A 17944-nucleotide genomic window follows, 5' to 3' on the forward strand; every position below is an offset into this window, starting at 1 on the left:
GGAAGACCGGACCGCTCTATCGAAATTGAATGTGTTGCTGTGCCTAGGGCTGGGAGGCGGCGATGTATCGCAAAACCGGGAAAAGGGAAACCCTCTTTTGAAGGGAAATGGGTCCTCTCATTCCCGAGGCATCAATCCTTGCGGAAGATGAGCCGGCCCAGCCAGCCGGTCAGCATGGCGAGCGACACCGCGAACACGCCGTAGAGGAACGAATAGTCATGCGCAACGCGGAAGACCGATTGCTCGAAGCCGGACTTGCGGATCTCGAGCTGGGCGGAGCTTTCCTTGACGAACATGCCGCTCTTGAACAGGAATGCGCGGGCTTTATGGGTGCCGACCGGCACGTTGGGCGCGAGCCGCACGGTGGCGCGAAACAAGTTCTGTGACAGGAACTGCACGCCGCCGACATTCTCGCTGTAGAGGCCTGTCGCCGCCTTGCGCTCGCGCAGCGCGGCGGTGAACTCCTCGATGGTCGCTGGGCTGTCGGTCTCGTCGGCGGGCTTCATGTAGAGGTTCTGCGCCCCGAGCGAGAGCTGCTTGTATTTGGCGGGTTCGGCGATGTCCTGCAGCGGCCGCGTCGTCGCGACGGAATAGGAGACCGGCACGTTCTCGAACGTCTCGGAGTCCAGATTGATCCAGACGCCGAGCACGCGGTCCTTGCGCCGGACCACGACCGGGCGCGGCGGCCCTTCGAGCACGACGACCACATCGTAGCGCCCTTGGCGCGCGATCAGCGGGTCGGGATTTTCCAGCGATCCGAAGATGGTGAGGTCGGCGCCGGAGAAGCCGGCCGTGATTGAGATGGCGTCGGTCGACAGGCCGATCTGGATGCTTTCGGCAGGCGGCGTCTGCGCAGTCGCCGGGGAAAGGGCAAAGAGCATCGACAACGAGGCGGCGGCTGCAAATGCTCTTGGTCCCGCCATCAATTGAGGCCCGCGGCGGACAATGAATAGAGATTGGGCGGCGTCACGAAGAGATCGGCGGCAAGGCGGATGGCGACGGCCAGCACCAGCATCGCCAGAAGCGCGCGCAGCTGTTCGCCGCGCAGCCTCTGGCCGGCCTTGGCGCCATATTGCGCGCCGGCGACGCCGCCGGCCATCAGCAGGAAGGCGAGGATCACGTCGACCGTCTGGTTGGTCGTGGCATGCACCAAGGTGGTGTAGGCCGAGGTGAAGATGATCTGGAACAGCGAGGTGCCGATAACGACATTGGTCGGCACCTTGAGCAGGTAGATCAGCGCCGGCACCATGATGAAGCCGCCGCCGACGCCCATGATCGACGACAGGAAGCCGATTGCCGCACCCAGCCCAAGCACCGGGATAACGCTGACGAACAGCTTCGAGGCGCGGAAGCGCATCTTGAACGGCAGCCGGTGGATCCAGTTGTGCTGTCCGGATTTCTTCAAGACCGGCGCCGCGCCGTTGCGCGTGGCGCGCAGCGCGTTGACGCTTTCGACCAGCATCAGCCCGCCGACCGTGCCGAGCAGCACCACGTAGAGCAGCGAGATGAACAGATCCAACTGGCCAAGCCGGCGCAAGAGCGCAAAGACGAAGATACCGGCCGTCGAGCCGACGATGCCGCCGGCCAAAAGCACGCCGCCCAGCTTGAAATCGAGCGTGCCGCGCTTGAAATGCGAAAGCGCGCCGGAGAAGGAGGAGGCGATGACCTGGTTGGCGCCGGTGGCGACCGCGATCGCCGGCGGGATGTTGTAGAAGATCAGAAGCGGCGTGATCAGGAAGCCGCCGCCAACCCCGAACATGCCCGACAGGAAGCCCACCGCCGCGCCCATCGCCAGCAGCACGAAGACGTTGACGGAAATTTCCGCGATCGGGAGATAGATGCCCACCCGTCAGTCTCGATCAGTTTGCTTTCCGGCGAACGCCGCCGTCCCCAGCAGTTTCGCAGCGAAAAGCCAATATTTTCTTGCACCGGCGCGGCGGCGTGTTCGAACCCCCGCCGCCGCGCCGAAACGAAAACCATCTCAATCAGTTAACAGGCAAATGTGTGGCAAGGCGTCGCGTATGCGACGCGCCTGCCGTTATTTCTTCGCAAGCAGCGCCTTGACGAGCGGCGCGTCGATCTCGCCGGTCGGCTGCATCTTGTTGTCGGTCTGGAAGGCCATGATGGCGTTCTTGGTCTTGCCGCCCATCACGCCGTCGGCGCCGCCGGCATCGTAGCCGTTCTTGTTGAGGATCAGCTGGATGTTCTTCACCGCCTTCTTCATGTCGATGCCGGCGGTGGTCTGCGGCGTGCTGTCTTGCCAGGATTCCGGAATGTCGGCCGAGTTGGCGGCCGCGTTGAGCGGCTTGGGCTTCCACAACTCCGTGGCTGCCCGCGCCCGCTCGAGCTGCTCGGGCCTGAGCGCATTGGCGATCTCGTCGCGCTTGGCGGCGGCGTCCTTGTCGCCGGTCTTGGCGACCAGCGCGAACCACTTGTAGGATTCTTCCAGGTTCTGCTTCATGCCGACGCCTTTGGCGGCCAGGATGCCGAGGTTGAATTGGCTGTCCTTGACGCCGAGGTCGGCGGCTTCCTGGAACCAGTGCGTCGCCGATTCATTGTCGGTCACGCCGTCCGCCGCCATGGCGAACAGCACCGCCAGATTGTGCATGGCGCTGGCGTTGCCCTGCTCGGCGGCGAGCTGGTAGTAGGTCTTGGCCTTCTTGATGTCGCGCGCGACGCCGATGCCTTTTTCGTAGAAATTGCCGATGCGGTACTCGGCCGGTGCGAAGCCCAGCTCGGCCGACTGCTCGTACCATTTCGCAGCCACCTTCATGTCTTCCTTGACGCCGCGCGATTCCGCATAGCGCGAGCCGACCTCGAACAGCGCCTTGGCGTCGCCGCCGGCGGCCGCGTCGCGCAGCGCCACCGGACCGATTTCGGACGGAACGTCGAATTTGGCCGCGGCCGTCTGGCTTGCCGCAGGCGGCACAGCGCCTGTCGTGTCGGCGGAGGTGGCGGCCGACGCGCCGGTTGCTGCGCTGTTCGCTGCCGGACTGGCTGCCACGGGCTCCTTGGCCGCCGGTTGCGTGTCGCCATCCCTATCCGTCGCGGCGGCGGGTTCGGATGGCATCGCGGAAGCCATCGGCGCCGGTGCGGCGGGCGTTGCAAGCGCCACCGGCGCGGGTGCCGGTTCGGCCGGCATGGCAGCTGCACTTTCGGGACTTGTTGGCACAGGGGCGGCTGATGCCGTCTGCTGGACGGCCTCCGCCTGCCTGACAGGACGGGCAGGCGCGCTTTCGGCCTGTGCCGTCGCGGCATCAATCTTCGGTGTGTCGGCCTTCTGCGTATCGGCTTGCGGCGCGGCGGTGGCGTTGAGCGAAGCCGTGTCGACCGTCTGCGGGGAGACGACCGGTGCGGGCTGGCTGTTGGCTGTCTCGACCGGATCGGACAAAAAGGCCTTGCCCAGCTGCAGGCCGGCAAGCGCCATCATGATCGCCGCGGCCGCCATCAGGATCGGCTTGCGCCGCGCCTTGAGCAGGTCGCCGATCCTCAGCGCCTTCACCGGGCCGGTCATGGTCGATTGCCGTTTCAGCGTGTCGGCTTCCGCAGCCGCGGCCTGGGCCGCGCGGCGGGCGGCTGCGATGAAATCGGACTTCGCTGCATCGCTGTCGGTGCGCCGGGCCGGCTGGCCGCCGCGCTCGTCGCGCACGCGCTTCATGATGGCGTTGAGGTCCGGCGCGCCAGAACCGGGTTCCAAGGGCCGGTTGGCGGCCTTGGGATCGAGCGGTTCGTCGATGTCGACGCTCGGCACGTCGCCGACCGGCGCAGAGCCGGCAAGCGGCTGCGTGTCCGCATCTTTCTTGCCCTTGAAAGCGCGCGCCAGGCCGCTGAACATCGATCTCCTGCGGCCGGCCGTCTCGCTCTTGTCGCCGATCGCATCCGGCCCGAGGGCTGCCATGGCTGCCGCTGCCGCGGCCTCGGCAGGCGTGCGCGGCGCGCTTGGCTCATCGCGCATGATGGCCGCAGCGCGGCCCTCGAGGCTGGCCATGTCTCCCGTCAGCGGCGTCGGCTGGTCGATATCCATTGAAGGCGCGTCCTGCACCGCGATCTTGCCGCGGCCACCGCGCTTCGCGGCCGGTTGCGGATCGACCAGCTCGCTCATCGCTTCGCTGGTCTCGCCCGCTTCGAGCGAGCCGAGCCGGTCGACGATCTTGAGCAGCGTATCGTGGATCGCCTCGAAGGTCCGCGAATTGCGCTCGTCGGAGCGACGGGTGAGCGCTTCGAGCGTCTTCAGGTCCTGGGCGAGGCCGGCCACCGCGGTCGCGTTGGCCTGCGCCGTGCCGGACGTCGACTCGGCAAGCGATTTGACGGCGCTCTCGGCCGCCTCGCGCGCCACGCTCAGGATCGAGTCGCGCGTGCCGGCCAGCGACTTCTCGATCTCGTTGAGACGCGGGCTGATGTCCTCGAATTCGGGCAGTGGCGTGCCGGGCTTGGAGAGATGCGCCGACAGGCCGGCGACCTGCGCTTCCAGGCTGCGGATCAGCGCCGGATCGATTCCGGCGACCTGCTGCGCCGACGATTCCAACCGGCTGGAAATGTCATCGAGACGGCTTTCCAGCCCACGGATCGCCATCTCGTTGGCGGGATCGGTCGCGCGCGTCTCGATGCGCTTGGCCAAAGCGGTGAAGCGGGCGTCGATCGCTTCCATGATGCCGGCGCTCTCATCTTGGCGCATGCGCTGGTCGAGCCGGTCCGCGACCTCGTCCAGCCGCCGCTCGAGATCGCGAAACAGCATATTGCTCTGTTCGATCGCATCGCCCTGGCGGCGCTCGAGCAGCGTGGAGAGCGCGTCGAAGCGCTGTTCCAGCCCCTGGAAGATCTGGTCGGCATCGGGCATGGCCGGCGCGCGATCCATCTTCTCCGTGATGGAAGCGATCTGCTTGCCCAGCCGCTCCATGGCCTGCTCGGGCAGGTCGGCGCGACCGGCGAGCTGATCCACGCGGCTGGTGAGAAGGTTGAGGTGATCGAGGACCTCCGCTCCCGGCCGCGACTGCGCGACCTCTTCGATCTGCACCGCCAGGGAGGCGATGCGCTTCTCGATCCGGCCGAAGGTTTCGGGGTCGAAGGCATTGGCCTGCGCGGCCACCGTCGAGGCGACGATGGCGCGGGAAATCTCGTCCAGCCGCTCGTCGATCATGGCGAGCGTTTCGCCGCCGCGCGCGGTCTGCTGGCCGGCAAAACGGTCGACCGCGCCGGCAAGCATGCGCACCTTTTCCTCCAGCGAGCGCAGCGAAAGCGATTCCGGCAGGTTGTTGACGGCGCTGCTGATCTGTTCGAGCCGGTCGGTCAGCACCGAAAGGCTCGGGCCTTCCGCACGCTTGCGCTGGTCGGCGTCGACACGGTCCTCGAAAGCGCTCCAGCGGCGGTCGAAATCATCCCAGCGGCGGTCGACCTTCTGCACGCTTTCCTCGCGCGCCAGCGTGTCCAGCGCGCCCTTCACCTGTTCCAGCTCCAGCCGCAGCAGGTTGACGCTGCGGTCGTCGCTCTTTTCGGCCAGCGTCTGGATGGCGCCCGAAAGCCGCTCGAATTCGAGGCCGAGCTCGGCGCTGCTCTTGTCGGGCATGCCGTTCGCGCCGCGCTGGCTGTTGGCCTGCATGGCGCGGTCGATGTCTTGGCGGAACGCTTCGAATTCACGCTGCAGGCCGGCGGTCATCTGATGGCGCAGTTCCTCGCGCAGCCCGTGCAGCTCGAGGGCGATCTTGCCGACCATGGCGACGCTGTCTTCCTGGCCACGCACCCGGTCGATGTCGCGCGCGATCGCCTGATAGTTCTGCCCGAAGGCGGGCGCGGCGCCGGGCGCCGGATTTTGCGGCCGCTGGTTCTGCGCGCCGGGATACTGCGCCGCCGGGTTTTGCGGCGGCCGGTCCAGAGGTCTTTGTGCGGAGTAGGTGTCTTCATACCAGCGCGGCTGGCCGTAAGGCTGCGTGCTTGGATAGCGCGGCTCGACCGACGGCCGCCGCAGCTCGGGGCGATCGGGGATATCGGCGCGCGTCCGATCCAGCCGCTGCTCCAGAGTTTCGAGCGAGCGGTTCAGTTCCTCGAGCGATGCGTGCGGCCGGCGCTGCCTGCCGGCATTGAGTGTATCGAGATAGGACCGCTTGCTGTTCATCGATGCGCCCGTGTTCAGAATGGCCGGCCAGAGGCCGGTTTTCCAGTAGCCAGCCGGGAACGAAGCGCCGAGCGGTTTTGCCGCGGTGGAAGACAAGCCTTCCCGGGTTTTCACCCGCGCTTCGAAAAACCGTGAAAAATTCGCTACAGGATAACCACGGGTGACCGACATGCGCACATTTCGCCCAACGTGGTAAACAAGGCGTTAACCAAGCTTAAGAAGCCGCGCATAATCATGCGCCGCATCCGGGTGCGGCATAAAGTTCCGGTTCGACAACGCCCTTGCGTCACCCTGCGGCTGTCGATATAGAATTGACGTAAACGTAAAAGGTGCGAAGCCGTGCCTCTTGCGATTGATTTGTTGCAACCACGATTGGAAGCACGCCCCCGCTTCCATTCAGGCGACGCTTGGTCCGCGACCGCGACGCCATCAGGGGAAAGCCAATGACCATGAAACTTGTTTCGCCCGGCGAAGCCGCGGCCAATACCAATGACATTCCGGCCGAAGCCGGTGAGGAATTCGTCCGCATCGGCGAGATGGCCAAGAAATACGGCGTGACGCTGCGCACGCTGCGTTTCTACGAAGACAAGGGCCTTCTCAATCCGCATCGCGATGGCTCGACCCGACTCTACACGCGCCGCGACAAGGCTCGGCTGAAGCTGATCCTGCTCGGCCGCAAGGTTGGATTCTCGCTGCGAGACGTCAAGCAGATGATGGATCTCTACGATCCTACCGGCACCAATACCAAGCAGTTGCGGCTCGCGCTCGACAAGTCGGAGAAACAGCTCACCCGGCTGCAGAAGCAGCGCGCGCTGATCGACGACGCCATCGGCGAATTGAGCAATTCGATGTCCATCGTGCGCCAGATGCTCGTCGAGCGCACCGCTGCGCCGCAGGCAAGCGCCGCCGGCTGATCGCCCGCTCTTCCGGAAATACCTCGGACAAAAAAGCCGCGTGGCTATGGCCGCGCGGCTTTTTTGTCGCCACGATGCCTGACCGCTCGTAAAAATTTTTGGCTGCGACGAAGTTGACGTTTACGCAAACGTCAATATTTGCTATCGCAGCATCGACATTGGCCCAGCCTCCTGTCCAGGACGTGGACAGGCGACTTGCTTGGTCGGGCCGGGACCGTAGGGGTGGAGGAAGGCATGACGATCTACAGGGCGCCGATCCAGGACACGCTGTTCGTGCTCAACGATGTGCTGGGTTATCAGCGCTATTCCAACCTTCCGGGTTTCTCGGACGCGACGCCCGACGTTCTCGAGGCGATCCTCGCCGAAGGCGCGAAGCTTGCCGAGAACGTCATGCATCCGCTGAACCGCGTCGGCGACATCGAAGGCTGCGTGCGCCATGACGACGGCTCGGTGACCACGCCCAAGGGCTTCAAGGATGCCTTCGACCAGTACCGCGAGGGCGGCTGGATGGGGCTTGCGGCGCCGGCGGAGTTCGGCGGCCAGGGCCTGCCTTACACGGTCCACACCGCGGTCTCTGAATATATGGTCTCCGCCAACATGGCGCTGATGATGTATCCGGGCCTGACGCAAGGCGCGATCGCGGCGATCGTCACCCACGGCACGGACGAGCAGAAGGCGACTTGGCTGCCCAGGCTGATCGAGGGCGCCTGGACCGGCACCATGAACCTGACCGAGCCGCATTGCGGCACCGACCTCGGCCTGCTGCGCACCAAGGCCGTTCCCAACGGCGACGGGACTTACAGGATTTCCGGCCAGAAGATCTTCATCTCCGCCGGCGAGCACGACATGTCGGACAACATCGTCCATCTGGTGCTGGCCCGCGCCGAGGGCGCGCCGGAAGGCGTGAAGGGCATCTCGCTGTTCATCGTGCCGAAGTTCAAGCTCGACGTCTCGGGAAATCCCGGCGAGCGCAACACGCTCTCCTGCGGCTCGATCGAGGAGAAGATGGGCATCCACGGCAACTCGACCTGCGTCATGAACTATGACGAGGCCGAAGGCATGTTGCTCGGCGAATTGAACGGCGGGCTCAAGGCCATGTTCACTATGATGAACGAGGCCCGCCTCGGCGTCGGCCTGCAGGGGCTTTCGGTCTCGGAGATCGCCTATCAGAACGCTGTCTCCTACGCCAAGGACCGGCTGCAGGGCCGTTCGCTGTCGGGCGCCAAGGCGCCGGACAAGAAGGCCGACCCGATCATCGTCCATGCCGATATCCGCCGCTCGCTGATGACCATGAAGGCCTTCAACGAGGGCGGCCGGGCGCTGGCGCTGTGGACGGCGATCAAATCCGACGTCGCGCATCGCTCCGGAGACGATAAGGACCGCCAGGCGGCCGACGACTACACCGGGCTGATGACGCCGGTGGTCAAGGGCGTGCTCACCGACAAAGGCTTCGATCACGCGGTGATGGCCCAGCAGGTGTTCGGCGGCCACGGCTATATCGAAGAGCACGGCATGAGCCAGTTCGTGCGCGATGCCCGCATCGCCATGATCTATGAAGGCGCCAACGGCATCCAGGCGCTGGACCTCGTCGGCCGCAAGCTGGCCCAGAATGGCGGCCGCGCCGTGCAGGCCTTCTTCAAGGAAGTCGGCGAGTTCTGCGAGGAAAACCGCGCCGACGAGAAGATGGCGCCCTTCACCAAGGCGCTGAAGAAGGGCCTCAACGATCTGCAGGCGGCCACCATGTGGCTGGTGCAGAACGCCATGGCCAAGCCCGACAATGCCGGTGCGGCCTCGACCGACTACATGCATCTCTTCGGCTTGGTGGCGTTGGGCTATATGTGGGCGCAGATGGCGAAGTCTGCGCACACGAAGCTCGCGGAAGGCGCCAATGGCGCCGGCGCGTTCTACGACAGCAAGCTCACGACGGCGCGCTTCTTCATGGAGCGTATCATGCCGGAAACCGCGACGCGCCTCGCCCGCATTTCCAGCGGCGCGGACACGCTGATGGCGCTGCCGGCGGAAGCGTTCTAGGTTTGGTGGGCCGGCATCGCCGGCCCACAATTGTCGGAACGCGGAGGAAATCGTGGCGACAAACCCAGCCGAAATTCTTGGCCTGCCGAAGCCCGCCTGGGCGGCGGACGAGGTCGGGATGCTCTACGATATGGCCTGCCGCTTCATGGCCGAAGAGATCGCGCCGCGTTATGACGAGTTCGAGAAGAACGAGATGTTCGACCGCGAGAGCTGGCTGAAGGCCGGAGCGGCGGGCCTGCTCTGCGCCTCGATGCCGGAGAAATACGGCGGCTCGGGCGGCACCTTCGCGCATGAGAGTGCCATCATCGAGGCGATCGGCCATGTCGGCGTGGACGGTTTCGGTATCGGCCTGCACAATTCGATCGTCGCGCCCTACATCCTCCATTACGGCTCCGAGGATCAGAAACAGAAATGGCTGCCCAAGCTCGCGACCGGTGAGCTGATCGGCGCCATCGCCATGACCGAGCCCGGCGCCGGCTCCGATCTGCAGGGCGTCAAGACCCGCGCCGAGAAGGACGGCAACCATTACAAGATCAGCGGCTCGAAGACCTTCATCACCAATGGCCAGCTCGCCAATCTGATCATCGTCGTCACCAAGACCGATCCGGCCCAGGGCGCCAAGGGCACTTCGCTGATCGTCGTCGAGACCGACGAGGTCGAAGGCTTCGAACGGGGCCGCAACCTCGACAAAATTGGGTTGAAGGCCAACGACACCTCGGAACTGTTCTTCAATGATGTGCGCGTGCCCACCTCCAACCTGCTTGGCCATGAGGAAGGCAAGGGCTTCGTCCAGTTGATGCAGCAACTGCCGCAGGAGCGCCTGCAGATCGGCACCGGCGCGATCGCCATGATCGAGCGGGCGCTGGCGCTTACCATCGACTACGTCAAGGAACGCAAGGCCTTCGACAAGGCGGTCATCGATTTCCAGAACACCCAGTTCAAGCTGGCCGAATTGAAGACAGAGGCCACGATCGGCCGCGTCTTCTACAATGATTGCGTGGCCCGCCACATCGACGGCGGCCTCGATCCGGTCACCGCCTCGATGGCCAAATACTGGCTCAGCGACCTGCAGGGCAAAGTCGTCGACGAATGCCTTCAACTGCATGGCGGCTATGGCTACATGAATGAATACCCGATCGCCCGCATGTACCGCGACGCTCGCGTCCAACGCATTTACGGCGGCACCAACGAGATCATGAAATTGCTGATCGGGCGCTCTCTCTGAGCGCCGCGGCCGGCAAACCCACAGGAGCACGAAATGGCCGAAGCTTACGTCTATGACGCCGTGCGCACGCCGCGCGGCAGGGGCAAGAAGGATGGCGCGCTGCATGAGGTGCCGGCGGTGCGGCTCGCCGCGAAGACGCTCGAAGCGCTGCGCGACCGCAACGGGCTCGACACCGGCAATGTCGACGACATCATCTTCGGCTGCGTCGATCCGGTCGGCGAGGCTGGCTCCGTCATTCCGCGCGCTGCCGCCTTCGAGGCCGGTTACGACACCAAGGCACCCGGGATGCAGATTTCGCGCTTCTGCGCCTCCGGCCTCGACGCCATCAATTTCGGCGCCGCCAAGATCGCGCAAGGGGCGGACGAGATCGTCATCGCCGGCGGCGTCGAATCCATGTCACGCGTCGGCATGGGCATGTCTGGCGGCGCCTGGTTTATGGACCCCTCCGTCGGCCTGCCCGGCTGGTTCGTGCCGCAGGGCATCTCGGCCGACCTGATCGCCACCAAATACGGTTTTTCCCGCGACGACGTCGACGCCTATGCTGTCGAGAGCCAGAAGCGCGCTGCCAAGGCCTGGGCCGAGGGCCGCTTCAAGAACTCCGTCATCCCGATCAAGGATCAGAACGGCCTTACGATTCTTGATCATGACGAGCACATGCGGCCCAAGACGGACATGCAGTCGCTGGCTTCGCTCAATCCGTCGTTCGTCATGCCCGGCGAGATGGGCGGCTTCGACGCGGTTGCCGTGCAGAAGCATCCGGAAGTGGAGGAGGTCAACCACGTCCACCACGCCGGCAATTCGTCCGGCATCGTCGACGGCGCGGCCGCGGTGCTGCTCGGCTCCAAGAAAGCCGGCAAGGCCATGGGGCTGAAGCCGCGCGCGCGCATCCGCGCCTTTGCCAATATCGGTTCGGAGCCGGTGCTGATGCTGACCGGTCCGGTCGACGTCACCGAGAAGCTCCTGAAACGCGCCAAGATGAAGCTGTCGGACATCGACCTGTTCGAGCTCAACGAGGCCTTCGCTTCCGTCGTGCTGCGCTACATGCAGGCTTTCGACATTCCGCATGACCAGATCAACGTCAATGGCGGCGCGATCGCCATGGGCCATCCGCTCGGCGCCACCGGCGCCATGATCCTGGGCACGGTGCTGGACGAACTGGAGCGCCGCGACCTCAACACCGCGCTGGTCACGCTCTGCATCGGCGCCGGCATGGGCACCGCCACCATCATCGAACGCGTCTGAGGGAAAGAGACTATGAGCTACACCAATTTCACCCTCGACGTGGACGCCGACGGGATCGCGCTGGTCACCTGGGACATGCAGGACCGCTCGATGAACGTCTTCACCGAGGAGGTGATGCGCGAGCTGAACGCCATCGTCGAGAAGGTGACGGCCGATGCCGCCGTCAAGGGCGTCGTCATCACCTCGGGCAAGGACTCTTTCTCCGGCGGCGCCGATATCACCATGCTGCAGAAGATGCTGGCCACCTTCGCCGCCGACAAGGAGAAGGATCTCGACAAGGCGACCAAGGCCCTGTTCGAGAATGCCGGCTACATGACCGGCTTGTTCCGCAAGATCGAGACTTCCGGCAAGCCCTGGGTGTCGGCGATCAACGGCACCTGCATGGGCGGCGCCTTCGAGATGTCGCTCGCCTGCCATGGCCGCGTCGCCGCCGATTCCGATAAGGTGAAGATGGCACTGCCCGAGGTGAAGATCGGTATCTTCCCCGGCGCGGGCGGCACCCAGCGCGTGCCGCGGCTGACCGACCAGCAGCAGGCGCTGCAGATGCTGACCTCCGGCCAGAACCTGACGCCGCAAAAGGCGAAGGCGATGGGCCTGATCCATGAGATCGCGGAGCCGAAGAAGCTGATCGAGACCGCCAAGGCGATGATCAAGAACGGCCTGAAGCCGGTGGCGCCGTGGGACGAGAAGGGCTTCAAGCTGCCGGGCGGGCCGATCTACTCGGCGGCCGGCGCCAATCTCTGGCCGCCGGCTATCGCCATCCTGCGCCGCGAAACCTACGGCAATTACCCGGCCGCAGCCGCGATCCTGAAATGCGTCTATGAAGGCCTGCTGGTGCCGTTCGACACCGCGCTCAGGATCGAGCAGCGCTATTTCACCGAGATCATGCAGTCGAAGGAGGCGGCGGCGATGATCCGCTCGCTGTTCCTGTCGCTGCAGGAACTGAACAAGGGCGCACGCCGGCCGGCCGGCGTGCCGGACACCAAATTCAAGAAGATCGGTATTCTCGGCGCCGGCTTCATGGGCGCCGGCATCGCGTATGTCACGGCAAAATCCGGCATTCCGGTCGTGCTGCTCGATCGCGATCTGCCGTCGGCCGAGAAGGGCAAGGCGCATTCCGACAGCCTCATGGCCGATCAGGTCAAGAAGGGCCGCGCCAGGCCGGAGGACAAGGACAAGCTTCTGTCGCTGATCACGCCGACGGCGGACCATGCCGACCTTGCCGGCTGCGACCTCGTCGTCGAGGCGGTCTTCGAGGATTCGAGCGTCAAGAAGGACGCCACCGAGAAGGCGGAAGCGGTGCTGAAGTCGTCGGCGATCTTCGCTTCCAACACCTCGACGATTCCCATTACCGCCCTGGCGAAGAATTCGGCGCGGCCGAAGAACTTCATCGGCATCCATTTCTTCTCGCCGGTCGACAAGATGATGCTGGTCGAGATCATCCTCGGCAAGAAGACGGGCGACAAGGCCTTGGCGGTCGCCTTCGACTTCGTGCGCGCCATCAAGAAGACGCCGATCGTCGTCAACGACACGCGCGGCTTCTACGTCAACCGCTGCGTGCTCCGCTACATGTCGGAAGCCTACAAGATGCTGATCGAGGGCGTTCCGGCGCCGATGATCGAGAACGCCGCCAAGGCCGCCGGCATGCCGGTTGGCCCACTGGCGCTGACCGACGAGACGGCCGTCGACCTTGCCCAGAAGATCATGAAGCAGACCATCAGGGATCTGGGCGAGAAGGCTGTCGACCCCAGGCAGATGGCGCTGATCAACACGATGGTCGACACGCACGGCCGCTTCGGCCGCAAGAACGGCAAGGGTTTCTACGACTATCCGGCAAAGCCCGCCAAGAAGAAGCTGTGGCCGGGCCTGAAGGACCTCTATCCGCAACTGAAGCCCGAAAAGGTCGACTATGAGGAGCTGAAGCAGCGCCTGCTGGTCACCATCGCGCTGGAAGCGGCGCGGGTGATGGAAGAGGGCATCGTCACCGATCCCCGCGAGGCCGATGTCGGCTCGATCCTTGCCTTCGGCTTCGCGCCCTTCACCGGCGGCGCGCTGTCCTACATCGACGGCATCGGCGCCAAGCGTTTCGTCAAGGTCGCCAAGGGCCTGCAGAAGAAGTATGGCGCCGAGTTCAAGGCGCCGAAGCTTCTGCTCGACATGGCCGAGAAGGGCGAGACCTTCTACCAGCGCTTCGACCCCTACCAGAAAGGCGAGGTCCGAGAGGCGGCCTGACGAACCGGAATGTATGTCTGGGGGCGAATGGCCCGCACTATGGCCACGGCATCGAGCCGTGGCCCTTATCGGGTCGGCGAGGAAAGTCGGCTGGCTTTTCGCTGCCTGCCGATCGACATCGACTTCAACCTTCATCTGAACAACGCCCGGCTGCGCCGGTGGACAAGGGCGTGACTGCGCGCTAGACAGGCTTGAGGCATTTTTTCCTGTTTGAAGGAGTGCGCGCGTGCTCTCACACGACCGCGTATGGGCCGCAATCGATGCTCTCGCTGAGCGCTATTCACTATCGGCTTCCGGACTTGCCCGGCGCGCCGGTCTTGATTCGACAGCCTTCAACAAGTCGAAGCGGCTGTCGTCCGACGGCCGGCCGCGCTGGCCCTCGACGGAATCGCTGGCCAAGATCATCGAGGCCACCGGCGCTTCGCTGGAGGAATTCACCGGACTGGTCGAAGGTCGCGGTGGCGCCTCTGTCGCCCAGCACCGCAGCGCCGTCCCGTTGCTTGGCTTCGCCCAGGCGGGCGCGGGGGGCTTCTTCGACGACGCAGGCTATCCGGCCGGGCAGGGCTGGGATCTGGTCGAGCTTCCGGCGCGGGCGACCGAGACGTCCTATGCGTTGCAGGTGCAAGGCGATTCCATGCTGCCGCTCTACCGCAACGGCGATGTGCTGATCGTCGAGCCGGGCGCGCCGACCCGCAAGGGCGATCGTGTTGTCGTCAAGACCACCGCCGGCGAGGTGATGGCCAAGGTGCTTGACCGGCAAACGATGAAATCGATCGTGCTGGTTTCGCTCAACCCAGACCACCCTGACCGGGACATCTCGACGCGCGATATCGAATGGATGGCGCGCATCGTCTGGGCGAGCCAGTAGGCCGGGCTCATGCGGCTTCTTCAGACAGCCCTGACGGTCCTGGCGATCCCGGTCATGGCGGCTCTTGTTGTTGCCGGCGGGCACACGGTCAAGGGCCACGAAAGCGCCGTCACGGTCGATCAGATCGATCCCATCGCCGACGCGCACCCCACCGGCGACGACACGCCTTCCGCTTCCGATGCGGCGCAAGAGCCGGCGACCTCGGCCATTCCCGCGCCGGCCGCTTCACAGCCGCCGAAGCCCGCCGTTCATTCGAGGGCCATCGATCCCGACGTCGTGGCGCCACCTGATCTTTCAGACAACGAACTCGAACGGGTGGAGCCGCGCGCGCCCCTCAGCGATCTGGCGCTGGCCGGGCCGCCCAAGCCGCCCAAGTTGAAAATGCCGGACGACTGGAACGGCACCAAGCTGTTCCAGCCGGTCGCCAGCGCCGCCGGGCTGATCGAGGCGAAGGGCTATGCGGTCGCCGTGTCCGGCGTGGATGTCGTCAAGGCCGATGAAACCTGCAGCGACGAGGGCAAGAGCTGGGCCTGCGGCGCCCGCGCCAGGACGGCTTTCCGCGCCTTCCTGCGCGGCCGTGCGGTTGCCTGCACGGTGCCGCCGGAAGGTGGTCGCGACACCATTACCGCCGAATGCCATATCGGCAATCAGGACATCGGCCAGTGGCTGGTCGAGAACGGCTGGGCGCGCGCCGCGCAAGGTGGCCCCTATGTCGAGGCCGAGAACAAGGCCCGCACGGCAAGGAAGGGTATTTTCGGCCCGGCGCCGAAGCTCGACGGGCTGCCGGCGATGCCGGCCGCGTCGGGCCCGGCGCCGGTGGCGCCGGATTCGATCCTGCCGGCCGATGGCGGCGCCGTTACGCCGCCAACTGACCAGCCAGCGCCCGCTCAATGAGCGCGCGTGTCTCGGCGATGCCGTAAAGCGCCGCGAAGGAACCGAAGCGCGGTCCGCGTTCCTGCCCGATCAGCACCTGGTAGATCATCTGGAAGAAGGCGACCGACACGCCGGGTCCGCCTTCCGGGCTCTGCTTGGAATGGTCCTGGTAGCGCTCGATCTTGCGCGCCACGTTGAGCGCGGCGTTCTGGATCGCTTCGCCGTCGGCGCCTGGCGGCAGCGCGCCGAGTGCCTCGGAGAGCTTGGCCAGCGCCTCGCGCTCCACCTCGTCGGCGGCGCGGAAAACCTTGGTCGGCTTCACGAAGTCGTCGAAATAGCGGATCGCGTAGCCGGTCAGCCGGTCGAGTTCGGGATGCGTCTTCGGCGTCACGCCCGGCGCATGCCGCGAGATGAAGCCCCACAGCACAGACTTGTCATGCGCGTTGGAGGCGCTGACGAGGTTGAGCAGCAGCGCGAAAGGCACCGGCAGGTCGATCGCCGGCGGGTTGCCGTCATGCATGTGCCAGACCGGATTGCCGAGGCGCTCCTTCCAGTCCTGGCGCGGATAGGCGCCGAGGAAAGCGTAATACTCATCCACCGCCTTCGGGATGACGTCGAAATAGAGCTTCTTCGCCTGCCGGGGCCGCTGGTACATGTAAAGGCCGAGGCTTTCGGTCGGCGCGTAAGTCAGCCATTCGTCGATGGTGAGCCCATTGCCCTTCGACTTGGAGATCTTCTGGCCCACCTCGTCGAGGAACAGCTCGTAGACGAAATGCTCCGGCGCGCGCCCGCCGAGGATGTTGCAGATGCGGTCGTAGATCGCCGCATTGGTCTGGTGGTCCTTGCCGAACATCTCGAAATCGACGCCCAGCGCCGCCCAGCGCATGCCGAAATCCGGCTTCCACTGCAGCTTCACATGGCCGCCGGTGACCGGCAGCGTCGTCTCGGTGCCATTGTCGTCGAAGGTGATAGTGCCGGCCTTGGCGTCGACATTTATCATCGGCACGTAGAGCACGCGGCCGCTCTTCGGCGAGATCGGCAGGAACGGGCTGTAGGTCGCCTGGCGCTCCGGCCCGAGCGTCGGCAGCATCACGCCCATGATCTCGTCATAGCGTGCGGCGGCGCGCAGCAGCACCTCATCGAAACGGCCGGCCTTGTAGTACTGCGTCGCGCTGGCGAACTCGTAATCGAAGCCGAACGTGTCGAGGAAGCGGCACAGCATCGCGTTGTTGTGGTCGGCGAAGCTCGCATAGTCGCCGCCGAACGGATTGGGCACCGAGGTCAGCGGCATATGCAGGTAGGGCTCGAGCGCGGCGCGGTCCGGCACGTTGTCCGGTATCTTGCGCATGCCATCCATGTCGTCGGAGAAGCACAGAAGCTTGGTCTTGACCTTGTCTTGCGTCAGCACCCGGAAGGCATGCCGCACCATGGTCGTGCGCGCCACCTCGCCGAAGGTGCCGATATGCGGCAGGCCGGACGGGCCGTAGCCGGTCTCGAACAGGACGGTTTCGGGGAAATCCTTGCCTTTGTAGCGGGCAATGATCTTCTTGGCCTCCTCGAACGGCCAGGCCTTGCTCTCGGCCGCAGCGGCAAGCATCTCGGGATTGAGATCGATGATGTTTGATCCCGTCATGTCGAAGTTCCAATCATGGCCGTCTGCGCGGCGGATAAGATTTGTCGACCGGTCTCTAGGCGCGCGAGACCGGAGCGTCAACGATTTGCGCCGGTTTTCCTTGCGGCGCCATAATGGCGCTCCTACGTTGGAGCCTCACTTTCAAGTGCATGTCACCCAAATGCGTGGTCGTGGTTTTGGAGCAATGGCATGCACGCTATTAGGAGCTTTGAATGCCTTTGCTGAGCCCGCATGAAGCCCTGATCCACCTGATGGTCATCACATCGGCTTCGGATCGCGACATGACCGATGTCGAGCTGGCGCGGATCGGCGATGTCGTCCGCTCCTGGCCGGTGTTCGTCGATTTCAACCAGGACAGGCTGGTTCAGGTGGCGCAAACCTGCCAGAAGGCGCTGCATGACAAGGGCGGGCTGGAAGGCGTGCTGACGCGTGTCGCCGAAGCGCTGCCCGAGCGGCTGCGCGACACCGCCTACGCCGCCGCCTTCGAGGTCGCCGCCGTCGATCTCGAGATGCGCATGGAGGAGGTGCGTGTCCTGCAGCTCATCCGCCTCAAGCTCGATCTCGACACGCTGACCGTGGCCGCGATCGCGCGTGCGGCAAAGGCGCGCCTGCGCACGCTGACGTAAAGAAGCTGACAGCCTAGAGCATTTCACCGTTTCCGTGAAACGGTGAAATGCCCGATCTCGTTGTTTTTACGCAATTCCGGGCGGAAAACCGCTCACACTTTTCCTGGAATTGCTCTAGGCTGCAGTGACAATTTAACGGTTTGGGATTCCCATCGCGAGGCAAATCAGATTCAAGGCTGACTTTTGGAGGT

The 17944-nt window shown here is 64.8% G+C and carries 12 protein-coding genes and 1 pseudogene; 9 read left to right on the forward strand and 4 right to left on the reverse strand.

The features are described from left to right. Window positions 1-131: 131 nt before the first annotated feature. The 3 genes from FJW06_RS10160 to FJW06_RS10170 form a co-directional block, all read right to left on the reverse strand. Window positions 132-923, reverse strand: a complete 792-nt coding sequence (locus FJW06_RS10160; RefSeq protein WP_140751126.1) for a TIGR02186 family protein — start codon at window positions 921-923, stop codon at window positions 132-134. Beyond that, complete coding sequence (locus tag FJW06_RS10165; protein WP_140751128.1) at window positions 923-1846, reverse strand: sulfite exporter TauE/SafE family protein; 924 nt, start codon at window positions 1844-1846, stop codon at window positions 923-925. The genes FJW06_RS10160 and FJW06_RS10165 overlap by 1 nt, the downstream gene beginning before the upstream one ends. 192 nt (window positions 1847-2038) lie before the next feature. Further along, the gene (locus FJW06_RS10170) at window positions 2039-6109 is read right to left on the reverse strand and encodes an SEL1-like repeat protein (RefSeq protein ID WP_140751129.1); all 4071 of its coding nucleotides are present in this window, start codon (window positions 6107-6109) and stop codon (window positions 2039-2041) included. 443 nt (window positions 6110-6552) lie between these two features. Here FJW06_RS10170 and FJW06_RS10175 point away from each other — a divergent pair, with 443 nt between their 5' ends. From FJW06_RS10175 to FJW06_RS10210, 8 genes and pseudogenes are all read left to right on the forward strand, one after another. After that, the gene (locus FJW06_RS10175; RefSeq protein WP_181178198.1) at window positions 6553-7023 is read left to right on the forward strand and encodes a MerR family DNA-binding transcriptional regulator; all 471 of its coding nucleotides are present in this window, start codon (window positions 6553-6555) and stop codon (window positions 7021-7023) included. Window positions 7024-7257: 234 nt separating this feature from the next. Then, window positions 7258-9054 carry an acyl-CoA dehydrogenase gene (locus FJW06_RS10180; protein WP_140751131.1) on the forward strand — a complete coding sequence of 599 codons (1797 nt, stop codon included), beginning with the start codon at window positions 7258-7260 and terminating at the stop codon, window positions 9052-9054. A gap of 52 nt (window positions 9055-9106) precedes the next feature. Next, entirely contained in the window at window positions 9107-10279 is a 1173-nt protein-coding gene (locus FJW06_RS10185; RefSeq protein ID WP_140751132.1) for an acyl-CoA dehydrogenase family protein, read from the forward strand. Window positions 10280-10312: 33 nt separating this feature from the next. After that, window positions 10313-11521 (forward strand): acetyl-CoA C-acetyltransferase, encoded by a 1209-nt coding sequence (locus FJW06_RS10190; protein WP_140751134.1) that lies wholly within the window; start codon window positions 10313-10315, stop codon window positions 11519-11521. Window positions 11522-11533: 12 nt separating this feature from the next. After that, window positions 11534-13753 (forward strand): 3-hydroxyacyl-CoA dehydrogenase NAD-binding domain-containing protein, encoded by a 2220-nt coding sequence (locus tag FJW06_RS10195; protein WP_140751136.1) that lies wholly within the window; start codon window positions 11534-11536, stop codon window positions 13751-13753. Between the two features lie 9 nt (window positions 13754-13762). After that, window positions 13763-13903: pseudogene (locus tag FJW06_RS30475) on the forward strand (thioesterase); the annotation flags it as partial. A gap of 76 nt (window positions 13904-13979) precedes the next feature. Beyond that, window positions 13980-14621: a helix-turn-helix transcriptional regulator gene (locus FJW06_RS10205; protein ID WP_140751138.1), complete on the forward strand. Its 642-nt coding sequence runs from the start codon at window positions 13980-13982 to the stop codon at window positions 14619-14621. Window positions 14622-14630: 9 nt separating this feature from the next. Beyond that, the gene (locus FJW06_RS10210; RefSeq protein ID WP_140751140.1) at window positions 14631-15515 is read left to right on the forward strand and encodes a thermonuclease family protein; all 885 of its coding nucleotides are present in this window, start codon (window positions 14631-14633) and stop codon (window positions 15513-15515) included. Here the strand turns inward: FJW06_RS10210 and FJW06_RS10215 are convergent. Then, a complete protein-coding gene (locus FJW06_RS10215) occupies window positions 15478-17127 on the reverse strand; it encodes a lysine--tRNA ligase (RefSeq protein ID WP_140751142.1) in 1650 nt (549 codons plus the stop codon). The two genes, FJW06_RS10210 and FJW06_RS10215, sit on opposite strands and share 38 nt — an antisense overlap. A 212-nt stretch (window positions 17128-17339) precedes the next feature. Here FJW06_RS10215 and FJW06_RS10220 point away from each other — a divergent pair, with 212 nt between their 5' ends. Beyond that, window positions 17340-17753: a tellurite resistance TerB family protein gene (locus FJW06_RS10220; RefSeq protein ID WP_140751144.1), complete on the forward strand. Its 414-nt coding sequence runs from the start codon at window positions 17340-17342 to the stop codon at window positions 17751-17753. The last annotated feature ends 191 nt before the right edge of the window (window positions 17754-17944 follow it).

Source organism: Mesorhizobium sp. B4-1-3, assembly GCF_006439355.1.
In the GTDB taxonomy this organism is placed as follows: domain Bacteria; phylum Pseudomonadota; class Alphaproteobacteria; order Rhizobiales; family Rhizobiaceae; genus Mesorhizobium.